Annotated in this window: 15 protein-coding genes and 4 pseudogenes; 4 read left to right on the top strand and 15 right to left on the bottom strand. The window is 33.6% G+C overall.

What is annotated here, in order from left to right; translation table 11 throughout:
* A partial coding sequence (locus AC1DMU_RS29075; protein ID WP_476941690.1) for a hypothetical protein occupies nucleotides 1–228 on the top strand: 228 nt, incomplete at its 5' end.
* Nucleotides 229–295: 67 nt separating this feature from the next.
* Here the strand turns inward: AC1DMU_RS29075 and AC1DMU_RS29070 are convergent.
* The 5 genes and pseudogenes from AC1DMU_RS29070 to AC1DMU_RS29050 form a co-directional block, all read right to left on the bottom strand.
* A pseudogene (locus AC1DMU_RS29070) lies at nucleotides 296–529 on the bottom strand (YuzF family protein).
* A 239-nt stretch (nucleotides 530–768) separates the two neighbouring features.
* Nucleotides 769–1,002, bottom strand: a complete 234-nt coding sequence (locus AC1DMU_RS29065; RefSeq protein WP_215559236.1) for a hypothetical protein — start codon at nucleotides 1,000–1,002, stop codon at nucleotides 769–771.
* Between the two features lie 295 nt (nucleotides 1,003–1,297).
* On the bottom strand, nucleotides 1,298–1,444 hold the full coding sequence (locus AC1DMU_RS29060) for a BC1881 family protein (RefSeq protein WP_215559237.1): 147 nt from the start codon (nucleotides 1,442–1,444) through the stop codon (nucleotides 1,298–1,300).
* Between the two features lie 534 nt (nucleotides 1,445–1,978).
* Nucleotides 1,979–2,440: a CarD family transcriptional regulator gene (locus AC1DMU_RS29055; RefSeq protein WP_016079014.1), complete on the bottom strand. Its 462-nt coding sequence runs from the start codon at nucleotides 2,438–2,440 to the stop codon at nucleotides 1,979–1,981.
* A 217-nt stretch (nucleotides 2,441–2,657) separates the two neighbouring features.
* A complete protein-coding gene (locus tag AC1DMU_RS29050; RefSeq protein WP_476941689.1) occupies nucleotides 2,658–3,566 on the bottom strand; it encodes an acyl-ACP desaturase in 909 nt (302 codons plus the stop codon).
* Nucleotides 3,567–4,120: 554 nt separating this feature from the next.
* Here AC1DMU_RS29050 and AC1DMU_RS29045 point away from each other — a divergent pair.
* Nucleotides 4,121–4,420: a hypothetical protein gene (locus AC1DMU_RS29045; protein WP_048563549.1), complete on the top strand. Its 300-nt coding sequence runs from the start codon at nucleotides 4,121–4,123 to the stop codon at nucleotides 4,418–4,420.
* A gap of 476 nt (nucleotides 4,421–4,896) precedes the next feature.
* Here AC1DMU_RS29045 and AC1DMU_RS29040 read toward each other — a convergent pair.
* From AC1DMU_RS29040 to AC1DMU_RS29025, 4 genes and pseudogenes are all read right to left on the bottom strand, one after another.
* Nucleotides 4,897–5,259, bottom strand: a pseudogene (locus tag AC1DMU_RS29040) (serine hydrolase domain-containing protein); the annotation flags it as partial.
* 342 nt (nucleotides 5,260–5,601) lie between these two features.
* Nucleotides 5,602–7,392, bottom strand: coding sequence for a helix-turn-helix transcriptional regulator (locus AC1DMU_RS29035; protein ID WP_215559239.1), 1,791 nt, complete (start codon nucleotides 7,390–7,392; stop codon nucleotides 5,602–5,604).
* Nucleotides 7,393–7,396: 4 nt separating this feature from the next.
* Nucleotides 7,397–7,987 (bottom strand): sensor domain-containing protein, encoded by a 591-nt coding sequence (locus tag AC1DMU_RS29030; protein ID WP_088063504.1) that lies wholly within the window; start codon nucleotides 7,985–7,987, stop codon nucleotides 7,397–7,399.
* Nucleotides 7,988–8,775: 788 nt separating this feature from the next.
* On the bottom strand, nucleotides 8,776–9,936 hold the full coding sequence (locus AC1DMU_RS29025; RefSeq protein ID WP_215559240.1) for a serine hydrolase domain-containing protein: 1,161 nt from the start codon (nucleotides 9,934–9,936) through the stop codon (nucleotides 8,776–8,778).
* Between the two features lie 580 nt (nucleotides 9,937–10,516).
* Between AC1DMU_RS29025 and AC1DMU_RS29020 the strand changes: the two genes are divergently transcribed.
* Together AC1DMU_RS29020 and AC1DMU_RS29015 are read left to right on the top strand one after the other, a co-directional pair.
* The gene (locus AC1DMU_RS29020) at nucleotides 10,517–12,547 is read left to right on the top strand and encodes a serine hydrolase (RefSeq protein WP_476941688.1); all 2,031 of its coding nucleotides are present in this window, start codon (nucleotides 10,517–10,519) and stop codon (nucleotides 12,545–12,547) included.
* A 378-nt stretch (nucleotides 12,548–12,925) separates the two neighbouring features.
* Nucleotides 12,926–13,114: pseudogene (locus tag AC1DMU_RS29015) on the top strand (ATP-binding cassette domain-containing protein); the annotation flags it as partial.
* 250 nt (nucleotides 13,115–13,364) lie between these two features.
* Here AC1DMU_RS29015 and AC1DMU_RS29010 read toward each other — a convergent pair.
* The 6 genes and pseudogenes from AC1DMU_RS29010 to AC1DMU_RS28985 all read right to left on the bottom strand — a co-directional run.
* A complete protein-coding gene (locus AC1DMU_RS29010; RefSeq protein WP_088063501.1) occupies nucleotides 13,365–14,099 on the bottom strand; it encodes a Bax inhibitor-1/YccA family protein in 735 nt (244 codons plus the stop codon).
* 40 nt (nucleotides 14,100–14,139) lie between these two features.
* Nucleotides 14,140–14,970: an ABC transporter permease gene (locus tag AC1DMU_RS29005; protein WP_476941687.1), complete on the bottom strand. Its 831-nt coding sequence runs from the start codon at nucleotides 14,968–14,970 to the stop codon at nucleotides 14,140–14,142.
* On the bottom strand, nucleotides 14,967–15,665 hold the full coding sequence (locus tag AC1DMU_RS29000; RefSeq protein ID WP_000137759.1) for an ABC transporter ATP-binding protein: 699 nt from the start codon (nucleotides 15,663–15,665) through the stop codon (nucleotides 14,967–14,969). The genes AC1DMU_RS29005 and AC1DMU_RS29000 overlap by 4 nt, the downstream gene beginning before the upstream one ends.
* A complete protein-coding gene (locus AC1DMU_RS28995) occupies nucleotides 15,662–16,042 on the bottom strand; it encodes a GntR family transcriptional regulator (RefSeq protein ID WP_088063499.1) in 381 nt (126 codons plus the stop codon). Before AC1DMU_RS28995 ends, AC1DMU_RS29000 begins: the two co-directional genes overlap by 4 nt.
* 801 nt (nucleotides 16,043–16,843) lie before the next feature.
* Nucleotides 16,844–18,279, bottom strand: a pseudogene (locus tag AC1DMU_RS28990) (IS4 family transposase).
* Between the two features lie 295 nt (nucleotides 18,280–18,574).
* Nucleotides 18,575–19,425, bottom strand: an 851-nt coding sequence (locus AC1DMU_RS28985) for an acetyl-CoA carboxylase carboxyltransferase subunit alpha (RefSeq protein WP_476941686.1), incomplete at its 5' end; no start/stop codon positions are given.

Raw genomic sequence — 19,425 nt, 5'->3', positions numbered from 1 at the left:
AACAATTATATAGAAAATGCTTTAATAGCAATACAACACCCTAAAAAAGAGCAATCTGAACAGGTCATTCAAAATATAGTAGAGAAGATGGATATGATGATTAGTCTAGTTACTACGTACATGAGGATTGAATCTGGATCTACGGAAGAAYTAAAAGAACTTCAGAAAGAAATTATCCATGCTCAAGCATATATCCAAAAGCGAAAATTTGAAGAAACACAGAGATAAAACCCTGTGTTTTTATTTGGTGGTCTATGACGCTAATCTGTTATAAATCAAATTACATGTAATTTGATTATTGTTTTGGCATAATCCATACAATTTGTTGAATGCGTACAATATATGGAACCGTATCTTCAATGAGCAAATGATCGGGTTTCACATCCTTTCATTTACCTCTTATATTTCCTCTTACAGTTTCAATAACCACATGTTTACCAATTACTGATTGTAATGTCTGATATACGTAGGGATTAAGCAAACTTACCATATTTTGTTTACTAAAGTCATTTCCCTCCAAATAACTCATTCTATAAGACTCCTTTCTAACTTGCATTCTTTCTCCTAATATATGATATAAATCTTATAAATATGCTAGAAGGATAATTCATTATAGGAACGGAAATAACATTTTAATAGGGTACGGTTTCTATTTCTACATTGCTAAAAAAATGATTTATATAAAGTTACTTTTACTAGTTAATAGGAGATGATAAAGCGATATTTTGAATGTACATCTAGGTTGTTCCTTTCTGGATATGTATCATTTTAAATACGTCCTTTATTAGAATAGTGCTCATACTTTTTTTGAGATTCTTTCGTAATACGTGCGTTAAGTAAAATTGCTAACAATAAAAACACTCCATATTTTCCCCCTGTAGCTCCTATAATAATCACACTGCTACAAACAAGTACAATTAATAGGATAAACGAAACTAAATAAATACGATCATAATTCTTTGTCATCTTCTCGTATTTTATGCGTTCTTTCCTTGCATCCATTTTAATTCCTCCTTTAAATGATCCATTTCACTCTAAGATAAATCTTGCCCTTAAAAAGGAAACAATCTGTCGTTTAAAATAATTAGTTTGTTTTTTATCAACTAATTTATATAACGTAAAAAGAAATCCTACCAATATTAAGCTTTCCACCATGATAATCCCGACCCCCTCCTTCCTTTTAACCCCAACACATCAGATAAAAGTTATGTATATCCCATATTAGCTGCAGCAAGCAAAAAGGATCCCCCTTTTCTTAAAGGCTGATCCTTTACTCCTTGCATGCAACTATTTTTACCTATTCTTGATTAATTAGAATAATAGCTGGTCCATCTACACGAATTCCACCAACTTCAATTTTTTCATAAGGCTCAACTGTAATAGAAATAATCCCTTCTCGCTTCTTTAATGCATTACTTAATTCTTTTGTTAACATTTTTTTCATGTGTGGACTCCTTCTTACTGCTTAATTTACTATTGTTATGTAAATAAAATAAAAAATGGTTTCTTGGTCTGGAAACCATTTTTTGTAGTTTACCATATGGTGTTACCAGTTCGTTTATCAATTTTACGTAAAGAAGATAAACAATTACTATTCACTGTCTCAGTAGATGTAAGGAACTCTTAAAGATGGCGGTGAAATTGATTGTTCTTTCTTCTAGAAATAATGACTTAGATAGTATATTACCTAAAACAATGAAAGCCCTACCTCTCTTTCATCCTTACGGCTCCTTGTCCGTGCCAGTGTGAATCAGGATTGCAAAAATCAAGTGACTATTTAATCGAGTTATTTGATGAAACTTCGAATGTTCGTAAAATAAAAATGGATTAGATTGAAGTAATAACAAAAGAGGTTCCTACTCTAAAAGTGAGTTGAAGAAGTTGAATGTCTTTGAAATGATTTACTTTTAATAATAATCATATTCCCGAAAAATTCAGGATATTTTCGGGGGATGTAATACATTATCTATAATGAACCTTAACAGAAACTTTTTATTTGATTTTCAGTGATCCCTTTAATTAATCCTAGTTCACTAATCAAAAATTCATGTGCGTTATCCAACATTTTTTTTTCGCTTGTATTAAGTGCCTTTTCTTTCTTCATACGCATTAAATCACGTACAACTTCAGCACCTTCTTGTATTTCACCCGTTTTTATTTTGTCCGTGTTCACTTTATACCTTTGTTTCCACGGCAATAATTTATCTGATTCTCCATGCTGAAAAATGTGTATAATGTGTTTTAATGCAAGTATATCAGTAACTGGGCGTATACTCGAACTTAGTATTTTACCCATAGGAATCATGACTTGCATATTACTGATTGACATTTTTATAACATAATACTGTTGTTTTTTTCCTGAGAATTCTTTTTCTTCTATGGCTTCAATTATACCTGCTCCGTGCATTGGATAAACAATGTTATCGCCAATTTGAAACATATAATCCACCTCCATATATGGTAACCTCCTTAACCTTAACATATATGTGATTTTTTATCAAATATTTTATAATATCATAAAATCATTTTTATCGTCAACAACTTTTTTAGCAAAAATTAAATTAAGTAAAAAACACCCCCAAAACAATAGGGGGTGTGTCAGATTTCCCATAAAGGGCGGGGGAATTTCCCCGCTTATATTCTGAAATCTCTACTCATTAACGTAGATCAGCTTTCCCTTGAAAACGACCAAATCGATCCCGTATTTTTTTCAATCTTGTGTGGTATTCCAAAATCTCAATTCTTGCTTTTTCAGCTAAAGTTGCAATTGGTCGTAAGTCTTTTAACCCCCAATACTCAACCACTACATCAAGTACTTGATCAAAATATTGTAGTGGCCCATAGTTTGCTTCTTTTGCAATCACAGCCATTCTATTTTCAAAATCAGGCATGACGGCACCTGGCATTTTAAAATTYCTAATCACATTRGCAATATGRTAGCAATAATTTGGTTCCAATTCTAAATGTGTTCGAATAACGTCTCGATAAAACGCATAATGAAGTGTTTCATCTTTTGCAAGACGGCGTAATAATGTRGCAAGATCTGGATCATGCTTACTTGCCACCTTAGCTACATTATTGTAAAACACCATTGTTGCAAGTTCTTGTAGCGTCGTATACGTCATGGCTTCGATTGGTGTATGAAAATCAGGCTCAAATCCACACTCAACGACTGATTTTCTTAATTCATGTATACGTTTAGGGTTTACACTTCGAGTGAGTAGTAAATATGTCTCTAATAAATTCGAATGTTGATCCTCTTCTGAGGTCCAAGTATGAATAAAGTCTGTAATAACAGAAAGGGAACCTTTAAAAGTCGCAGATAAATACGTTGTAAACCATGGTAAATTCACTTCTGTTAATAAAGCTGTTTCAATGGCCGTAATTACACCAGAAGGGAGAGTAACTTGACTTTCATCCCAAGGAACTCTTTTAAAGTCCATTCCCTTATCCCATGGTAAAAACTCATGATAACCCCAGTCTATCTTCTGCGCTCTTATTTTATGTTGTTCATACAGTTCTTTTAAACGTGGTTCTAATCGGAAATCTAAATCATTTGTTAGCATATAAGTGCCCCCTTTTCTTACCATGGATATTCAACCTATTGTTATCCTTAAAAATTTTCTACAAATAAATATTACTTTCCTTTTTTTAAGTAAAACATAACAAATTTGTAACAAAACACTTTAAGAGCGCTATATTTTTATAGGATTTTTTATATCAAAAGTGGGACCGTTACATATATTTTCTTTTTTATAAAATAGATACTGAGGCATACAATATGTTAGTTAGCCTAAATAAAAAAACTAACCTCAGTAAATACAGAATAACATTCATGGATGAAGATTCTCGACATGTTGTAAATCTTGGTGAGTGTAAAAAGGTGCATGCCTATAAAGAATCGTTTTATAATAAAGTTTGATAGTGTTTTATACACACTATCAGCTTATTTAGACGTAAGATTATAATCCAATATATTAGGTTAAGCGCTTGAAAAAAATACAGTTGATGAGATAGCCTTAAACGACAATTCCAAACAAGATCAATGTACATTGGCTATGGATGAGTTAGACCAAATTTTGTGAAACGGTATACAGCACAAAGGAAAGAGGCGATAAGCATGCAGTCAACGGAAGCACATATGAAGGAAAAACAACGTAGAGAAAAAATAGAAATTATATTTAGTCACATGGTAAAAGGAGAGAGTTATTTTCACGGCTCTTCCTATCAATGGAAAAACATTGTATATCAAAATTATAATAGAATACAACAAAAAGAGTTGGAAGTTGAACAACTCATTTCGAAAATGGAAAAAGCAGGGGTTCGTTTTACGCAGCACCGTTCACTCATACACTATCCCGTCATTGATTTTGTAAAATATATAGCTAAGATTTACAATGAACCCCTCGAAATACAATAATCATATTTAAAGGAAAGCTTTATAAAAGGTTTATTTTCGAGGCTTTTTTAACTAAAACCTTAAAAAATCATTACACCATTCTTTTTATTCTCAATACTCTTCGGTTTTGTTATAGTATCAACCATAACGTATTATATTCGTTTGTATATCTTCAGATTTTGTGAATTTTATTACACAAAAGACAACTCTTAATTAGAGTTGTCTTTTATTTTTTCTCGATATACATAATACTATTCTGGTGCAAAAACTCCAAGATTCTTACAACCAGATAAAAAGTAGGATTTCTCATAGGGGTACCGTCACATGCCCATCAACTTAAGAAATTCCTTGTTTCCCAAAATGAAAAAATGAAATGAATTTTTGTAGACAACTATAGAAAGATAAAACTTTCATTTTTGGGATACTCCAAAATATTAGCCTGATAGTGATGTGTTGTGACGCTATTTAATGAAATGAGCTTATCTTACAATCTCTTAATAATCAACTAGTCCACCCGTGTGATGAATTAGGTGTCTCAATGTTACAGGTTCAGCATATGCTCCTATAGAGGGGACAAACTTTACAATTGAATCATCTAAATTCAATTTCCCCTCTTGTTCTAAGAGTAATATAGAAAACGCTGTAAATTGTTTAGAAACTGAGGCAATATTAAAAACGTTTTTGGTAGTTAAGGGTAGATTTTTCTCTATAAAAGCTAAGCCAACTGCACCTTTATAAGTTACTCCGCTATTGAAACTAGCGATATATGCAAAACCAGAAGCTTTTGCTGAAAACTTGTTAAATAATTGTTTAATCGATGTATGTGTCTTTTCATTATATGTATTATTCGTCTCAATCACATACCCTTCACTTTAAATGATTAGAAATATATTAACCTGTTATCTTCCTCATATTGAATGCAATTGGCACTCTTTTGTATTACCTACTCCAAATGACAAAAAAACAATACTACATATAAAAAATATCAGTGAGAATGTAAGCGAAAAAGTAAACGTTTGATTGTCTAGTCTATCCAATGAGACCCCATATCGGATTATGAAATCCAACAATGGGATAATTATCTTCAGGCTGGGTACGCAGGCCTATTTGGAAACTTCAATTTTGGATTATCTTTAGCACCATTCCAATATGATTTAAATATAGAATTGTTCACATACCCTAGCTGTTGACTACATTCCAGCTTACAAAAGTAATCCTTTGTCTTTTGCCTTTTGCACGGCTTCTTCTCGATTTTTGACTCCTAGCTTCTCATAGAGATTGGAGGCGTAATTTCTTACCGTTCCGTTTGATAAGTAAAGCGTGGAAGCTATTGTTTTATAACGGCTGCCTTGTGATAATAGTTCCAAAATCTCTAGTTCTCGTTTCGTTAATCCATACTCTTTTCCATCTGATCGTGATTCAAATGATCCTGTTTCTTCATTTTCTTCCCACATTTTATGGAACAAGCCATGATTAATCATCGTGCCTCCCCGATAGACTAGACGAATTGATTCAGCTAGTTCACGCGAATCTATGGATTTCAATACATATCCATCCGCACCATTTCGTATGATTTCTTTTGCCCTTTCTGTATTCTGAAAGGTTGACAGAATGAGTACACGAATGTCCGGCCATTTTTCCTTAATCATTTTAGTCGCATGAACCCCATCCAGATTTGGCATCTCTAAATCCATTAATACTACATCTGGTTTTAGTCTCTCACACAATTCCAAAGCCCGTTCTCCATCTTCAGCCATTCCCACTACTTGTAAATCCTCCTGTCCATCCAAAATTGTATGAAGACTTTCTCGGATAAAAGAATGATCATCGACAATACACAGGCGGATTTGTCCATTAGACAGTTGTACTTGTTTCGGTAAAACACATGAAATTAATGTCCCTTCCCCCTTTTTGGAATAAACAATGACTCTTCCTTGCGACTGACTCACACGCTCTTTCATTGCAGTTAATCCAAAGCCATCCTTCCACTCTTCTACCCCACAGCCATTATCCTGTACATCCAATCTTATCTGTTGTGGTTCAAAGTGAAGTGACACAATGATTTCTGTGGAATGCCCATGGCGAACAGCATTTGTTAGTGATTCCTGCAAGCTCCGATATAGTGTCATTTTTGATTGTTTGGAGGCCATATACTCTTCCCCTATTATTCGAGTACGTACATTTACTTTTGCATGTTTCTTAAATTCCTCTGTCAATTGTTGTAATGTGACAGCTAAAGGAAGCGATTCTTGTGATAAATCCAATTGATGTACATACAGTCTTACTTCTTCCATACTGTTACGGGCCAATTGTAATAATGAATCGAGCTGTTGCTCTCCTTCTTTAGACTTTAATTCCATACGTAATGTTTCCATCCCCATAATAATTGAGGTATAGGAATGCCCCATCGTATCGTGTAAGTCTTTTGAGAGCCTATTACGTTCCTCAAGTAATGTAATCCGCTCAACTTGGGATACATATTGTTCCAATACATGTTTCTGATTCCGAATAGTTTCACTTTGACGGTAATGAATAGCCAGTAAACGAAAGAAAGAGCCCATAGCAAAAGCTAAACTGAGTTGTAGGATGATTACCCATAAATCTGTTACTTTGGAAAATATCGCAATGAGCAACGGGAACAAAATAATTGTGATAGGACCCGACCAGCGGTAAGATTTATGAGCGCTATTTGCCGCAATCATAAAAGTTGGCATTAAAAAAGTAAGATACGCTGACGGAAATAATAAAGTTAAATAGAAACACACTCCGCCAAATAATATTATTTCAGTAAACAAATAATAGCGATAACTGAACATTAAACAAATCCAAGGTACTGAAAATGAAACGATTTCCCAAAGAATTATGATCCAAAGTGGTACTGTCAAATGATCTTGTTGTTGGATAGTCGTTGATATCAATGATAGCCAAATAATAAAACGTATACAAAGTAAGGCCCAATCGTACCAGAACCATAGTTTCAAAGTCTTAAACAAATTATCACTCCTTTATAGCTTTAAACATGGAACGCGTGTACATTCCAATCATTCGAACTAAGCAGTTTCCAATAAGATTATGTATCCAGATGAGAATGAAACCAACAATCATGACAAAAATTGCTGTCTCCCATGAATTCACAGCAATGCCCAATAAGTATATATTAAAATATCGAAAAAGTAAGGGTGTAACGATACAAACTAGCGGCATTACATACAGTAAAACAGCACATATAAGACTCATTATTCCGACAAAAAATTTCTGCATGAGCCAAAAAATAGCCCTCCAGTTGCTATTATTAAGGGTTATATCCCTCGCTTTAATCCATTTATCTCCCTCCTCTTTTTTTCTTGGTTCGAATAACTCTATCGATATATCTGTATAAACCTTCGTCTGAATACGTTCATACTGAACAAACGTGTGAGTTGTTTGCAGCACCCACGCCAACAAGGGAATACCCAAAAAGATAATCGTCATTACTAATGCAAATGTAATGCTGACCAGATAGAAACAAAAGTAAAAAAGTCCGGATACAAAGGTAAATAACAAGAAATAAAAATCTTGCAAATTTTTTTGAGCTGATGCTTTCGTCATTAAAATTTCTCCTCCTCATTCATTGCTAATACGTTAAAAGCTACTTTTTCAATTCTAAGTATTTTTCTGTCACATACGGTAGTGTCAAAATGTCATGGTTTGTATGACATAACTATCAATACAGCCTTATCCACTCAATTTTTGTTGTCCTTTATAAATGTGACAAAAGTTCACTATCTACTATGACTAACTGCTTGCTAGACATTCATCCTAAATTGAATCATAAAAAAATTAGATGATGGTATCCCATTATCGTTAGGCCAAAATATAACAAGAAATTCAACTTTATAATATCTTTATGGAAACGATTCGAAGCATAACCCGATACATTTGAAATTTCTGCATTTAAAGAAGGAACCTATTAGGAAATATGATAGGTTCCTATTTTGTTATATAGGGGAATCATACCTACCCATCAACTTAAGAAGTTAATTGTTCTCAAAAAACAAAAAAAAATGAACCAAAATCTCATAAATAACTGTAGAGGAGTAAACTTTTCGTTATGGGGGTAATTAAAAGTCTTAGCTTGATAGCGATGTGGCAATACCCCACATCCATCCACTTAAGAAATTGTTTTACCCCCAAATGTAAAAAACGTTATCCTGTCCTATGATTCTAGAGAAAGAATAACGTTTTTTCATGTTACGGAGAATTTTGTTTTATTAGCTTAATAGCATTTACCACCTTAATTTCAAAAAAACTTTTAAAAAAAGTTGTTTTTTTGAACCAGAAAGGTATATTTTTAACTATAAAAGCTATAACAAAATTCACTTGACTTTCCTTTTTACCTACTTGCTAAATTCAGCAAGTAAAATATTTTTAAAAGGATCAGAACGACTAGTTTTATGGCCATTCAAATTGATGGCCAATGTATGCTTGCCTCCAAGCGTGCCTCCAGAAAAAGTAGAAAACCCTGGAACACCGCCTGCGTGTCCCCATATCGAGACACCTTTTTGAAGTTTAGTTTCATAGATTCCAAGACCATATCCATCGATCCCTTCTGTTCCTGTAGGAACTGTAGTAAGCATTTGTTTTAGCTGCTGTTCCTTCAGTAATTTGCCACTGAGTAAGTAAGAGAAAAATTTGTTTAAATCGTCAGCAGTAGAAATCATATCTCCATCCGAGCTACCTGGGTTAGAATAAGTAACGTCTTTTAGCTCACTTTCTCCGTCATATCCTTCATACCCACGGGCATGCTTGGTGCCTGGAATAACCGTTGAATTGCCAGGTAGGAATGTATTCGACAATTCAAGCGGTTCAATAATTCGATTTTCAACCTCTTCCGCATAGCTGTTTCCAGTTACTTTTTCAATAAGGATACCCAGCAATACGTATCCTGTGTTTGAATAAGACCAGCCCTTTCCTGGAGCAAAGTCTGGGGGAAGAGAAATCCCCATCTTTACAAATTCTTCAGCCGTATACGATTTTTTTGTATCTTTCATATCAAAGTCTGTTGACTTTATGTAGTCAGCAATTCCACTTGTATGATTCAATATCTGCCGGATAGTAATCTGGTTGCTATTATATCCGTTTCCTTGAATGACACCAGGTAACCATTTTTCAATGGAGTCGTCTAGATTCAAGCGGTTCTCTTCAGCTAATTGAAGTAGCACTGTTGCAATGAATGTCTTCGTCGTACTACCAATGCGAAAGCGAAAATCTGTTTTCATTGGCTTCTTGGTTCTCAGATCCGCTATACCAGCGGCATAACTCCACGTTTTTTCACCCTTATAAATTTTAGAAAGTATTCCAGGGTATCCAAGTTGTAGTGTATCCCGCATAGCTTGCTTAACAGAAGTACGATCTCGTTGGGTACTTGTTTGTAACGAATTAGATACATTTTGAGTGGGCTCTGCTTTTACAATTGAGGTTGGTGTTGTATATAACAGAGAACTTCCAGTCATTAAAAGGACTAAACCTGTAGATGTAATCTGACAATGCTTTTTCATAAAGATATTCCTCTCCTCTATTCATATTTTATCGGTAGTTATTTGCTGTTTTATACTAGTCATACAACTTTCATCTTAACCAAAGACAAATGGACAAGAGTGGATTTGCAATTATCTTAATTAGTATTATTTTCACAAATGCTATTGTGTCCTAACAAACGGTAAATTCCTCTTTTTCCACTTGTATGTTAACCCTAGAAAGTACTTCTTTTCCTTGAAACACTCTTGTTACTGGTTTGTTTTTCATAAATAGGTCATACCTGTTTCCCCTTTCACGCCTCTCTATATTTTTGTCATACACAATGAAAATCTTCCCTCCTCATTTATTGTTAATACTTTAAAAACTGCTCTTTGATTCTAAGTTTTTTTCTGTCACATGCGGTAGTGTCAAAATGTCATGGTTTCAATGACATAGCTATTAATACAGCCGTATCCCACTCAATTTTTGTTTTTTTATAAATATGACAAAAGTTCACTATCGACTATGACTCGCCGCTTGCTACACTCTGTTCATACGCTAACGAGCCGCTAACTCGTTGTGCTAACAAAAAATCCTAATCAAATAAAGGAGCGTACAAAAATGAAACAAGCAATTAACAAACTGGGGATTGTTGCAGTTCTTCTTTCTTCTTCAACCATGATTTCTGCGTGTTCCCAACAATCGTTAGAAGCAGGAAAATCAAAATCATCGACATCCGCAACTAATATCCAAATGATGAAAGGACCTAATAATAAAAAAGAAATAGAATCTTTTGCTGATCCGTTATTTGAAGAAAAAATGAAGGAATACAATGTGAACGGTTCTAGTTTTGTCGTCGTTCATGATGGAAAGGTCGTTGTCAATAAAGGGTATGGATATGCCGATAAAGAAAAGAAAAGCCCCGTCACTAAGGACACGGTCTTTCAAATTGGTTCAGTCTCGAAAACTTTTACTGCTTTGGCTGTGATGCAACAAGTCGATAAAGGAAAACTTAAACTAGATCAAGACATACAAAAATATCTTGGTGGATTAAAAATACCTAATAAAACAGAGAAACCTCTTACTCTGTTTGATATGCTCACTTATACTAGCGGAGTAGATTTTCCCGATCTCACAAATATAACCGGACCGGAATATATTGATAACGGTATACCAATGAAAGAATTTTTCTCTGAACATATGCCAACTGTTGTACGGCCACCAGGAGAAGTTTATACGTATGACAACGTCTCATTTGCGCTCGCAGGGTTTGCAGTAGAGAATGTTACTAACACCCCTTTCTCGAAGTATATGGAAAAGAATGTTTTTAAACCATTAGATATGAAATCTACAAGTATGAGCTTTACACCTGATCTTCTCGAAAGAATGGCTACACATTATGGTCCCACTGGCGATCCGATTCCAACAAGTGGGAGCGGTTTAAGGGATACACCACAAGGAAGCATTTTATCTACTGCGGAAGACATGCCAAAATACATGATTATGCAACTGCAGAAAGGGAAGTTTAAAGACAAAGAAATTGTAAGTAAAAAAAGCATGGATATGATGCATGACTATCAAGTTTATGATGATAAGATGACTCCTGTTGCGACAATTGGATTTGAAACGCCTTTTAATAAATTTGCTAACGGCCAACACGTTTTAATAAAAGGGGGAAGCATGCCAGGACATCAATCAATGCTGATTTTAGTGCCTGAACAAAAAACAGCATTCTTCATGTCTTACAATAATGATTCAACAATGAGCATAGACATATATGAAGCCCTCATGGATCACTATTTCCCTGCTAAGAAGAATGAAGTAAAAACAAGTTATCTCCCGTTAGAGGAAAAAGAAGCTCATAAATACTTGGGCTTATTCCAAAATACGCGTTTCGCTACAATTCGCACTCATTTTACTTATGAAAATGGGAATTTAGTCATGGAGGGTGGAATAACTGGAAAACAAGTTCTCAAAATGATTCATCCGTTGTTATTTGAAGATTCGGAAGGCAATAAAGTTGCTTTCAAAAAGAATTCAGCTGGAGAAATCACATATTTTCACTACAATTCTCCTAAAAGCCTTGATTTTGTAGCAGATGCCCAGAAAATTAACAACAAACTACCTTTTGATGACGTTCCGCAAAAGAGTAACTATAAAAGTCACATTGATAATCTTCATGCTCTAAATATTATGGGTGCTAAAACAGGTAATCTATTCAATCCGATGGACACCATGACACAAGGAGAGTTTGCGGATACGTTGTTACTCGCTCATGGATGGAATGGTTTTCCAGACGATTCCAAGGAGGCAAGGGAAAAAATTATGAATGGACTTCCAGAATATAACCGTGCTACTCCGATTACTCGACAGGTCGCAGCAACCATGATTCAAAACGTTAAGCAAATTCAAGACTTGAAACCGATTCAACCTGACAAAGCTATTAAAGTTAAATTACTGGATGCTGCGGATGACTGGGCAATTCAGTCGATCCAAGCACTTGCCTCTCAAGGAATTCTAGACCCTGATACTTCCATCAATGCTGACGGATCCTTTCTCTTCCGTCCGAAGGATTTGTTACTGCGTCAAGAAGCAAGTGCCTTGCTGGATTTAGCTTTTGGCTATTATGCATTGCCTATTAAACGACAGTAGATATTTATTCTAATTTAAATAATAAAAAAATGGGATGCTAGTATCTTATCAATATCAAGCTAAAATAAAACAATAAATTTATCTTTATAAGATCTTTATGGAAACGCAAACGATTCGAAGCATGACTCTATATATTTGAAATTTTTGTATTAAAAAAAGGAACCTATTAGGAAATATGATAGGTTCCTTCCTTTAATTTAATAGGCGTTATACAACGTAAATATGTTGAGTTAGATCTTCAATCTCCTCTGAAACAATTTTCTTAAACGATAGAATTCTTACATGCTTGTAGGGTAAATGTAAGACAATTCAATATGAGGACTATAATACTTTAGATTAAATTATATATAGCCAATAAACGAACAGGAGATAATAACTATGAGTATATTAACAGTCCGTAACTTAAGTAAAATTTATAATACAGGAAAAGTATCTTATAAAGCTCTTTCCAATATTGATTTGACAATACAAAAAGGAKAATTCGTAGGAATTATGGGAGCATCAGGAAGTGGCAAATCAACTTTACTGAATATGATTTCTACTATTGATGCACCAACAAAACGCGAATTTCGTACGGTAAGCAATTTTTCACATAGAAAAAGCCGATTTCCTGTAAGCTAAGGGGGAATCAGTTTTTTACTGTTAATTTGTTTGTAGTGGTCGAAAGAAGATTATAGAAAAGAGCGGCTGAAAGGTTATAGGTATGAGTTGAAGTTGTTGTAAAGCATCTTCATACATTCTCCACTGACTAACGTGACCTAATTGATACTACGAAATACAAAAACATCCTGCATGTTTGAACCATGCAGGATGTTTTCTAGTCTTTGTTTTTCATAATGTAAGAAACCAGACGAAGGATCTCCAGGTATAACCATACTAATGTCATCATAAGCCCTACTGCGCTGTACCATTCCATATACTTTGGTGCTCCACTATGAGTACCATGTTCAATTGAATCAAAATCTAGTAATAAATCTAATGCAGCAACAACAATTACAATTGCACTTATGATAATACTAATTGTCCCACCTTGATGAATATATGGAACAGTCACCCCTAAGATGCTCAATAAGAAAACAATAAAATACATAATAAAAATTCCAAGTGTTGCAACCGTTACAACCGAACGAAACTTTTTAGTTACTTTTACTATTCGAGTTGCGTATAACACTAACATAGCAAATAAAATCGAAATTGTTAGTAATACGGCAGTTAAAGCGATAGAATCACCAAAACGCATTGTATAATATGCTGAAATACTTCCTAATAAAACCCCTTGTAATATTGCGTAAATCGGTGCGCAAATTGGAGATATGCGCGGAATGAATATAACTACAAAGGCGACAATTAGAGTAACTATTATAATTCCAATTAAAACGGGTATTTTCATTGTCCCTTGTGTCATCTGTACGTAGGAATAGACAGATGCTGCAAGAAGTAAGATAAGCAAAATGAATGTTTTTACTATCGTTCCGCCAATAGTCATCGTAGAATCATTTGTCTTCTCTTTATGAAATTTGTCTTTTTTTAATATTGGATTAGATGTTTTCATTATTTCCTCCTAAAATGTATTTTGCGTTTAAAGTGAATTTTTATATCTCTAATTTCTTATTGATAATGCGACCTGTAATCGCTACGAGTACAATTATTAACAAGCAAGTAAAACATAGACCCAAAATAGTGAAATCTTCAATAGGGTAAAATGATGTATCAAAAAAGTCATTCTTATCCATGAACCCAGAACTTTTAATAGTAACTGCATATTTCTCTAATTTACTTAACACATTCATTACTATTGTTTGTATTGTTGAAAAGATAGCAACGAAAATGATGAATAAAATTATTTTACTCATCCATGACTTCACTGGAAACAGCCTTATAATGGCTATAATAAAATAACAAGAAATAAGGATACTCATGAAATCGATTCCCCATAAAAGAAAAGCAAATATGTGTTGGAAGATTCCGTAACTATACAACTTGTGATATTCTTGTCGAAATTCTACGGTTACTTCCCCACCATAAAGACTGGGATTATAACCAATTACTTTTCCATCATAAAGACTTTGTGAAAAATAATATAAAAAAATTAAGCCTATACCTAATAAAATAATAAACATTAATGTAAAAAATAATAAATTCGTATATATATATTTTTGGGTTGGGATGGCTGTATAACGAATCATAGAATTTTTTAATATTTTATTGAAAGAAGGCAGCGCTATTAGAAGAAGTAAAAATGCAGCTATACCAATTATTATTAGGTATATGAGTAATACTAAATCCTTTATAAACGGAGGTAGTACCCTTGAGAGTCCTATCGTACTAAATAAAAGAAGTAAAGAAATAATAATAAAAACAGAATAAAAGACTGCTATTTTTTTTCTATTGCACTTATATAAATAGAGAAAAAGTGGGTTCATTGCTCAAACACCTCCCTAAACAACTCATGTACTGCTTTCCCGTGATGAAAACGAATTTCCTCTACGTTTTCATGTAATATAATAGTTCCGTCTTTTAAAAAGATTACTTCATCAAATATATTTTCGATTTCTTCTATTAAATGAGTTGAAATGAGAATGGTACAATCTTCTCGGTAAAATTTAAGAATTAAATCTAGTACATGTTTTCTAGAAACAAGATCAATTCCACCCAATGGCTCATCTAATATATATAACTTTGCTTTCCTGGAGAAAGTTAAGATAAGTTGTAATTTTTCCACTCCACCTTTTGATAAAGCAACTATATGCTCTTCTAATGGCATTTTAAACTCAGCTATTAAGTCCATTGCTTGATGAAAATCAAAATCACTATAAAAATCCCGATAGAAAACTACAGCATCTTTTATCGTCATCCACTCGTCAAAAACAGGACTATCAGGCATAAATGAAACAGTTTTCTTTGTTTCTATTCCAACCTTCTGACCTTCAATTGTGATAGTTCCTTTAGAAGGATAACGCAAACCAGCAATCATTTTTAATAATGTCGTTTTTCCGCTACCATTATCACCAACAAGGCCAATAATTTTCCCTTCAGAAATTGTTGCACTTAAATCTTGAAGCACTGTTTTTAAGTTATATCTTTTCCACAGATTTTCAATTTTTAATAACTCTGTCATTCGTTTTCCTTCCTTTTCTTTTCTAATGAAGAATGGAGGATTGAAAGAATTTCTTCGTTCGTAAATCCTAAATTGTCCATTCCATTTATAAAATTATCAAGCAACTCTGTTGCCATTTCTTTGCGTAGTTCAGTAATCTTTTCTCCTTCACTCGTTACAAATCTCCCTGTTCCTCTTCGTGTCACAGCAATACCTTCTCGTTCTAACTCTTGAAATGTGCGTTGAATCGTATTGGGATTCACTTGTAATTCACTGGCTAGTTCACGTACAGCTGGGATTTTATCACCCGGTGCTAAACGACCTGTTACAATTTCCTTTTTTATGTATTCCATTACCTGAATATAAATCGGGATATTAGGAGAAAACTCAATTTCCATTTCTTCCCTCCTCAGTATTAGTGTGCTAGATGAATAATACACTAATACTGATTGTGTGTAAATGGTAATTTTTCCAAACTATATATAATAAATAAAAGATGATATCTGAAAGAAATACGGCCAAAAACCAGTTCTTAAACTCATTACTAAAAACAAAATCCCATAACAAACATTAAATGTCGTTTATGGAAATTTGTTAACGTACGGTAAAACCCAGTTTTTTAACTTAGAAATTCCTTAGCATACGAAGTTCGCGTTTAGTTGGCGAGACCTCACTATTAACTCGCCTATTAATTTAAATGTAGCTCTGTTAATCTCGAAATACACTTTCAACTTACCAACTCTGAATTTTATTTTCATCTGCCTCACTCTCTTTTTTGATTTGATAAATCATTTTAGTTAATCGGACACGTAAATATAATTCTTAAGCTGTTCGAGTGATTTTTATGTAAAAGTAGCAATTGTTCATAACAACCAAAATAACAGTGTTTTGAATGTATACTTTTTTGGATGTTTATTCGAAATACGAAGAAACGTTATAAACACAGTGATTGAAATAAAACCAAAGTAAACTTTTGGCTAAAAGTTTACTTTGGGATTTCGAATCATTTATAGCTAATTTTGTAATAAATTTCTCAATATTGATATAGATGTTAAATAGGGGTTCAGCCGCATGCCCATCAACTTAAAAATGAAAACAAAGTGTACTTTCATTTTGTGGAGGTAAAGCATTCCTAAAATAGAAGCATACTCTTAATAATATGCATACCAAATAAACCCTAACGGGTTTCCTTTTTTAAATTATGCAACTTTCTTTTGTTTTTTCAACCCATTATACTCATAAACAACACCCATAATATCAAAAACAGTCTTCTTCTCATATCGATGAGATTTTCTCCCGTTCTTCTGTAGGAGGTGGAATAGGCTGATTAGGATCTTTGTTATTTCTTGGATGTTTTGTTGTATGGCTTGATACAAACTTGATAAGTGATCTTGAATCATTCCAATTGCTTTATATTCACTTAATTCTTGTTTCTTCTTTTGTAAAATTAATTGTCGCATCTTAAACATAGTAGAAGAACATAGAAAAATGGCAATGAGTTTTCCATAAACATGGCATTCTAATCGCTCTTGTTTAATATGTTGCCAATGATGAATTTGAAATAAGGATTTCCAAGTTTTAAAAATGATTTCAATTTGCCAGCGGAGAGAGTAAAAATTATGGATTTGTTCCATCGGACCAATCTCCCAAGGTGTATTGGTAACATATAGGTTCATGCCAGCTAATCGTTTGCTTTTTTCCGAATATGTAATCCCTTTTTTACTTTCTGTGTACACTTGTTTTTTCATACGCTTACGAAGTTGTTTTTCTGTTAATCGATACATAATCACCCGAGTGAATAGTTTTTTATCCTTTCCAATATAAGCTTCTTTTATTTCATAGGACTGTCCTGGTTTTAAGGTATCCATGATGTGCTCTAAATCAACCTTGATGTACTGAGATTGTTTTTTTATTGTTCCGTTTCGAAAGTATTCAGGAAATTCATTTTGACATATACCCTATTGTTTAATTTGAGTCGCGATATATAGTACACACCACGTTGATCCATTTGATCTAAATCATCCAGTGAATAATAGCCTAAATCCCGGATACATAGGTCACCAGGGCGTAATGTTGATAAACACTCTGTTCCAAAGGTTTTATCATTATTTTTCCCTGGTTCCACTTGGAAATTTAAAAACTGACCACTATGTAAATCATATTCTAACTGGATTTTTATGCCCGCTGTTTGTGCACAACCACCTGATCCAGGATATACATTGGCCAAGTGTTTTGGTACGTGAAAAATGGTTGCATCTAAAATACGAATTCGCTGAAAATAGGTAAGTGAAGCACTTGGAATTGCTGACTTTCCACAAACTTTATTTTTTAATAATGTGGAGAAAATATGTTTCAAAAAGAACACTGCCTTTTTATTAAAGCGCTTATTTAGTCCTTCAGGACTCATAAAAGTTCCTGTTGATGCATGTAGCTGACTACACAATCGGACTAATGAATCACTCGCTACTCGTTGACTAATCCAGACACATATAGTAGCTAAATCATACCCTGAAAATTTACGTTTTCGCTTTACAAAACCTAGCTCTCTAGCGAGATTTTCCAAAAATGAAGGGGTAAGATGTTCATATAATTCTTCAGCAAATAATTGTAATTCGTCAGAAATTGATAGATACATATAAAAACGCCATCCTTTCCTATGATTCTACAGAAAGAATAGCGTATTTTTTGGTTCTGGTGCAAAGGTAATGGAAAAGAAAATATAACATATATATTTCTAGCATAATGGTAGGATAATCCTGGTTCCTCATCATTTCTACTAAATTACGAAAAATTAAGTTGTACCGTACCAACGTACAGTTAACAAAATAATATCTTGCTGATAATATATCCCAGTTTAAGAGTTTACTTACAAAATATTTAGAATTTTTTCGTGGGAATCCTCCGAAATATAATACAGACTTTAAATATTTTCATTTATAATTCTCTATTTGTCTATACTTTTCATAYCGCTGTTGTATAAGCTCTTCCGAGGATAATAGTATCAATTTTTTTAGAGATGATTCGATTACAGATTCAATCAYTTTTGCCTGTGATTTTATATCATTTTGTGCTCCACCTTTAATTTCAGGAATGATTTCATCAATAAYTCCTAAATGTTTTAAATCTTTTGCTGAAATTTTCATATGTTCRGCAGCTTCTGGAGCATACTTAGCGTCCTTCCATAGGATAGATGCTGCTCCTTCTGGCGAAATTACCGAGTACCATGAATACTCTAACATATGGATATGGTTACCGACACTAAKGCCAAGAGCTCCACCACTTGATGCCTCTCCAATTACAATACAAACAATTGGCACTTTAAGTGTAGCCATTTCAAATAGATTTCGAGCTATCGCTTCAGAAATTCCRCGTTCTTCAGACCCTTTCCCTGGATAGGCGCCTATTGTATCAATAAATGTAATAATAGGGCGATTAAATTTATCAGCTTGTTTCATAAGTCTTAGCGCTTTTCTATAACCTTCTGGATGTGCCATTCCAAAATTTCTTTCTATAYTTTCCTTTGTATTTCTACCTCTTTGATGACCAATAACCGTAACGGGCATCCCTTTAAATTTTGCAATACCACCTATCATTGCTTTATCATCACCATATAATCGATCACCATGAAGTTCGAGAAAGTTTGTAAACAATAAAGGTATATAGTCCAATGTCGTGGGCCGGTTACGTAGCCTTGCAATTTGAACTCGTTGAAAAGGTGTAATATTAGAATAAATTTTATCTTGCATTTTATTTAAACGTTTTTCTAATACATGAATTTCTG

The sequence above is a fragment of the Bacillus sp. 01N45 genome, from assembly GCF_056399205.1.
The sequence above is the reverse complement of the archived record's forward strand: the minus strand, read 5'-3'. Positions and strand labels throughout refer to the sequence as shown.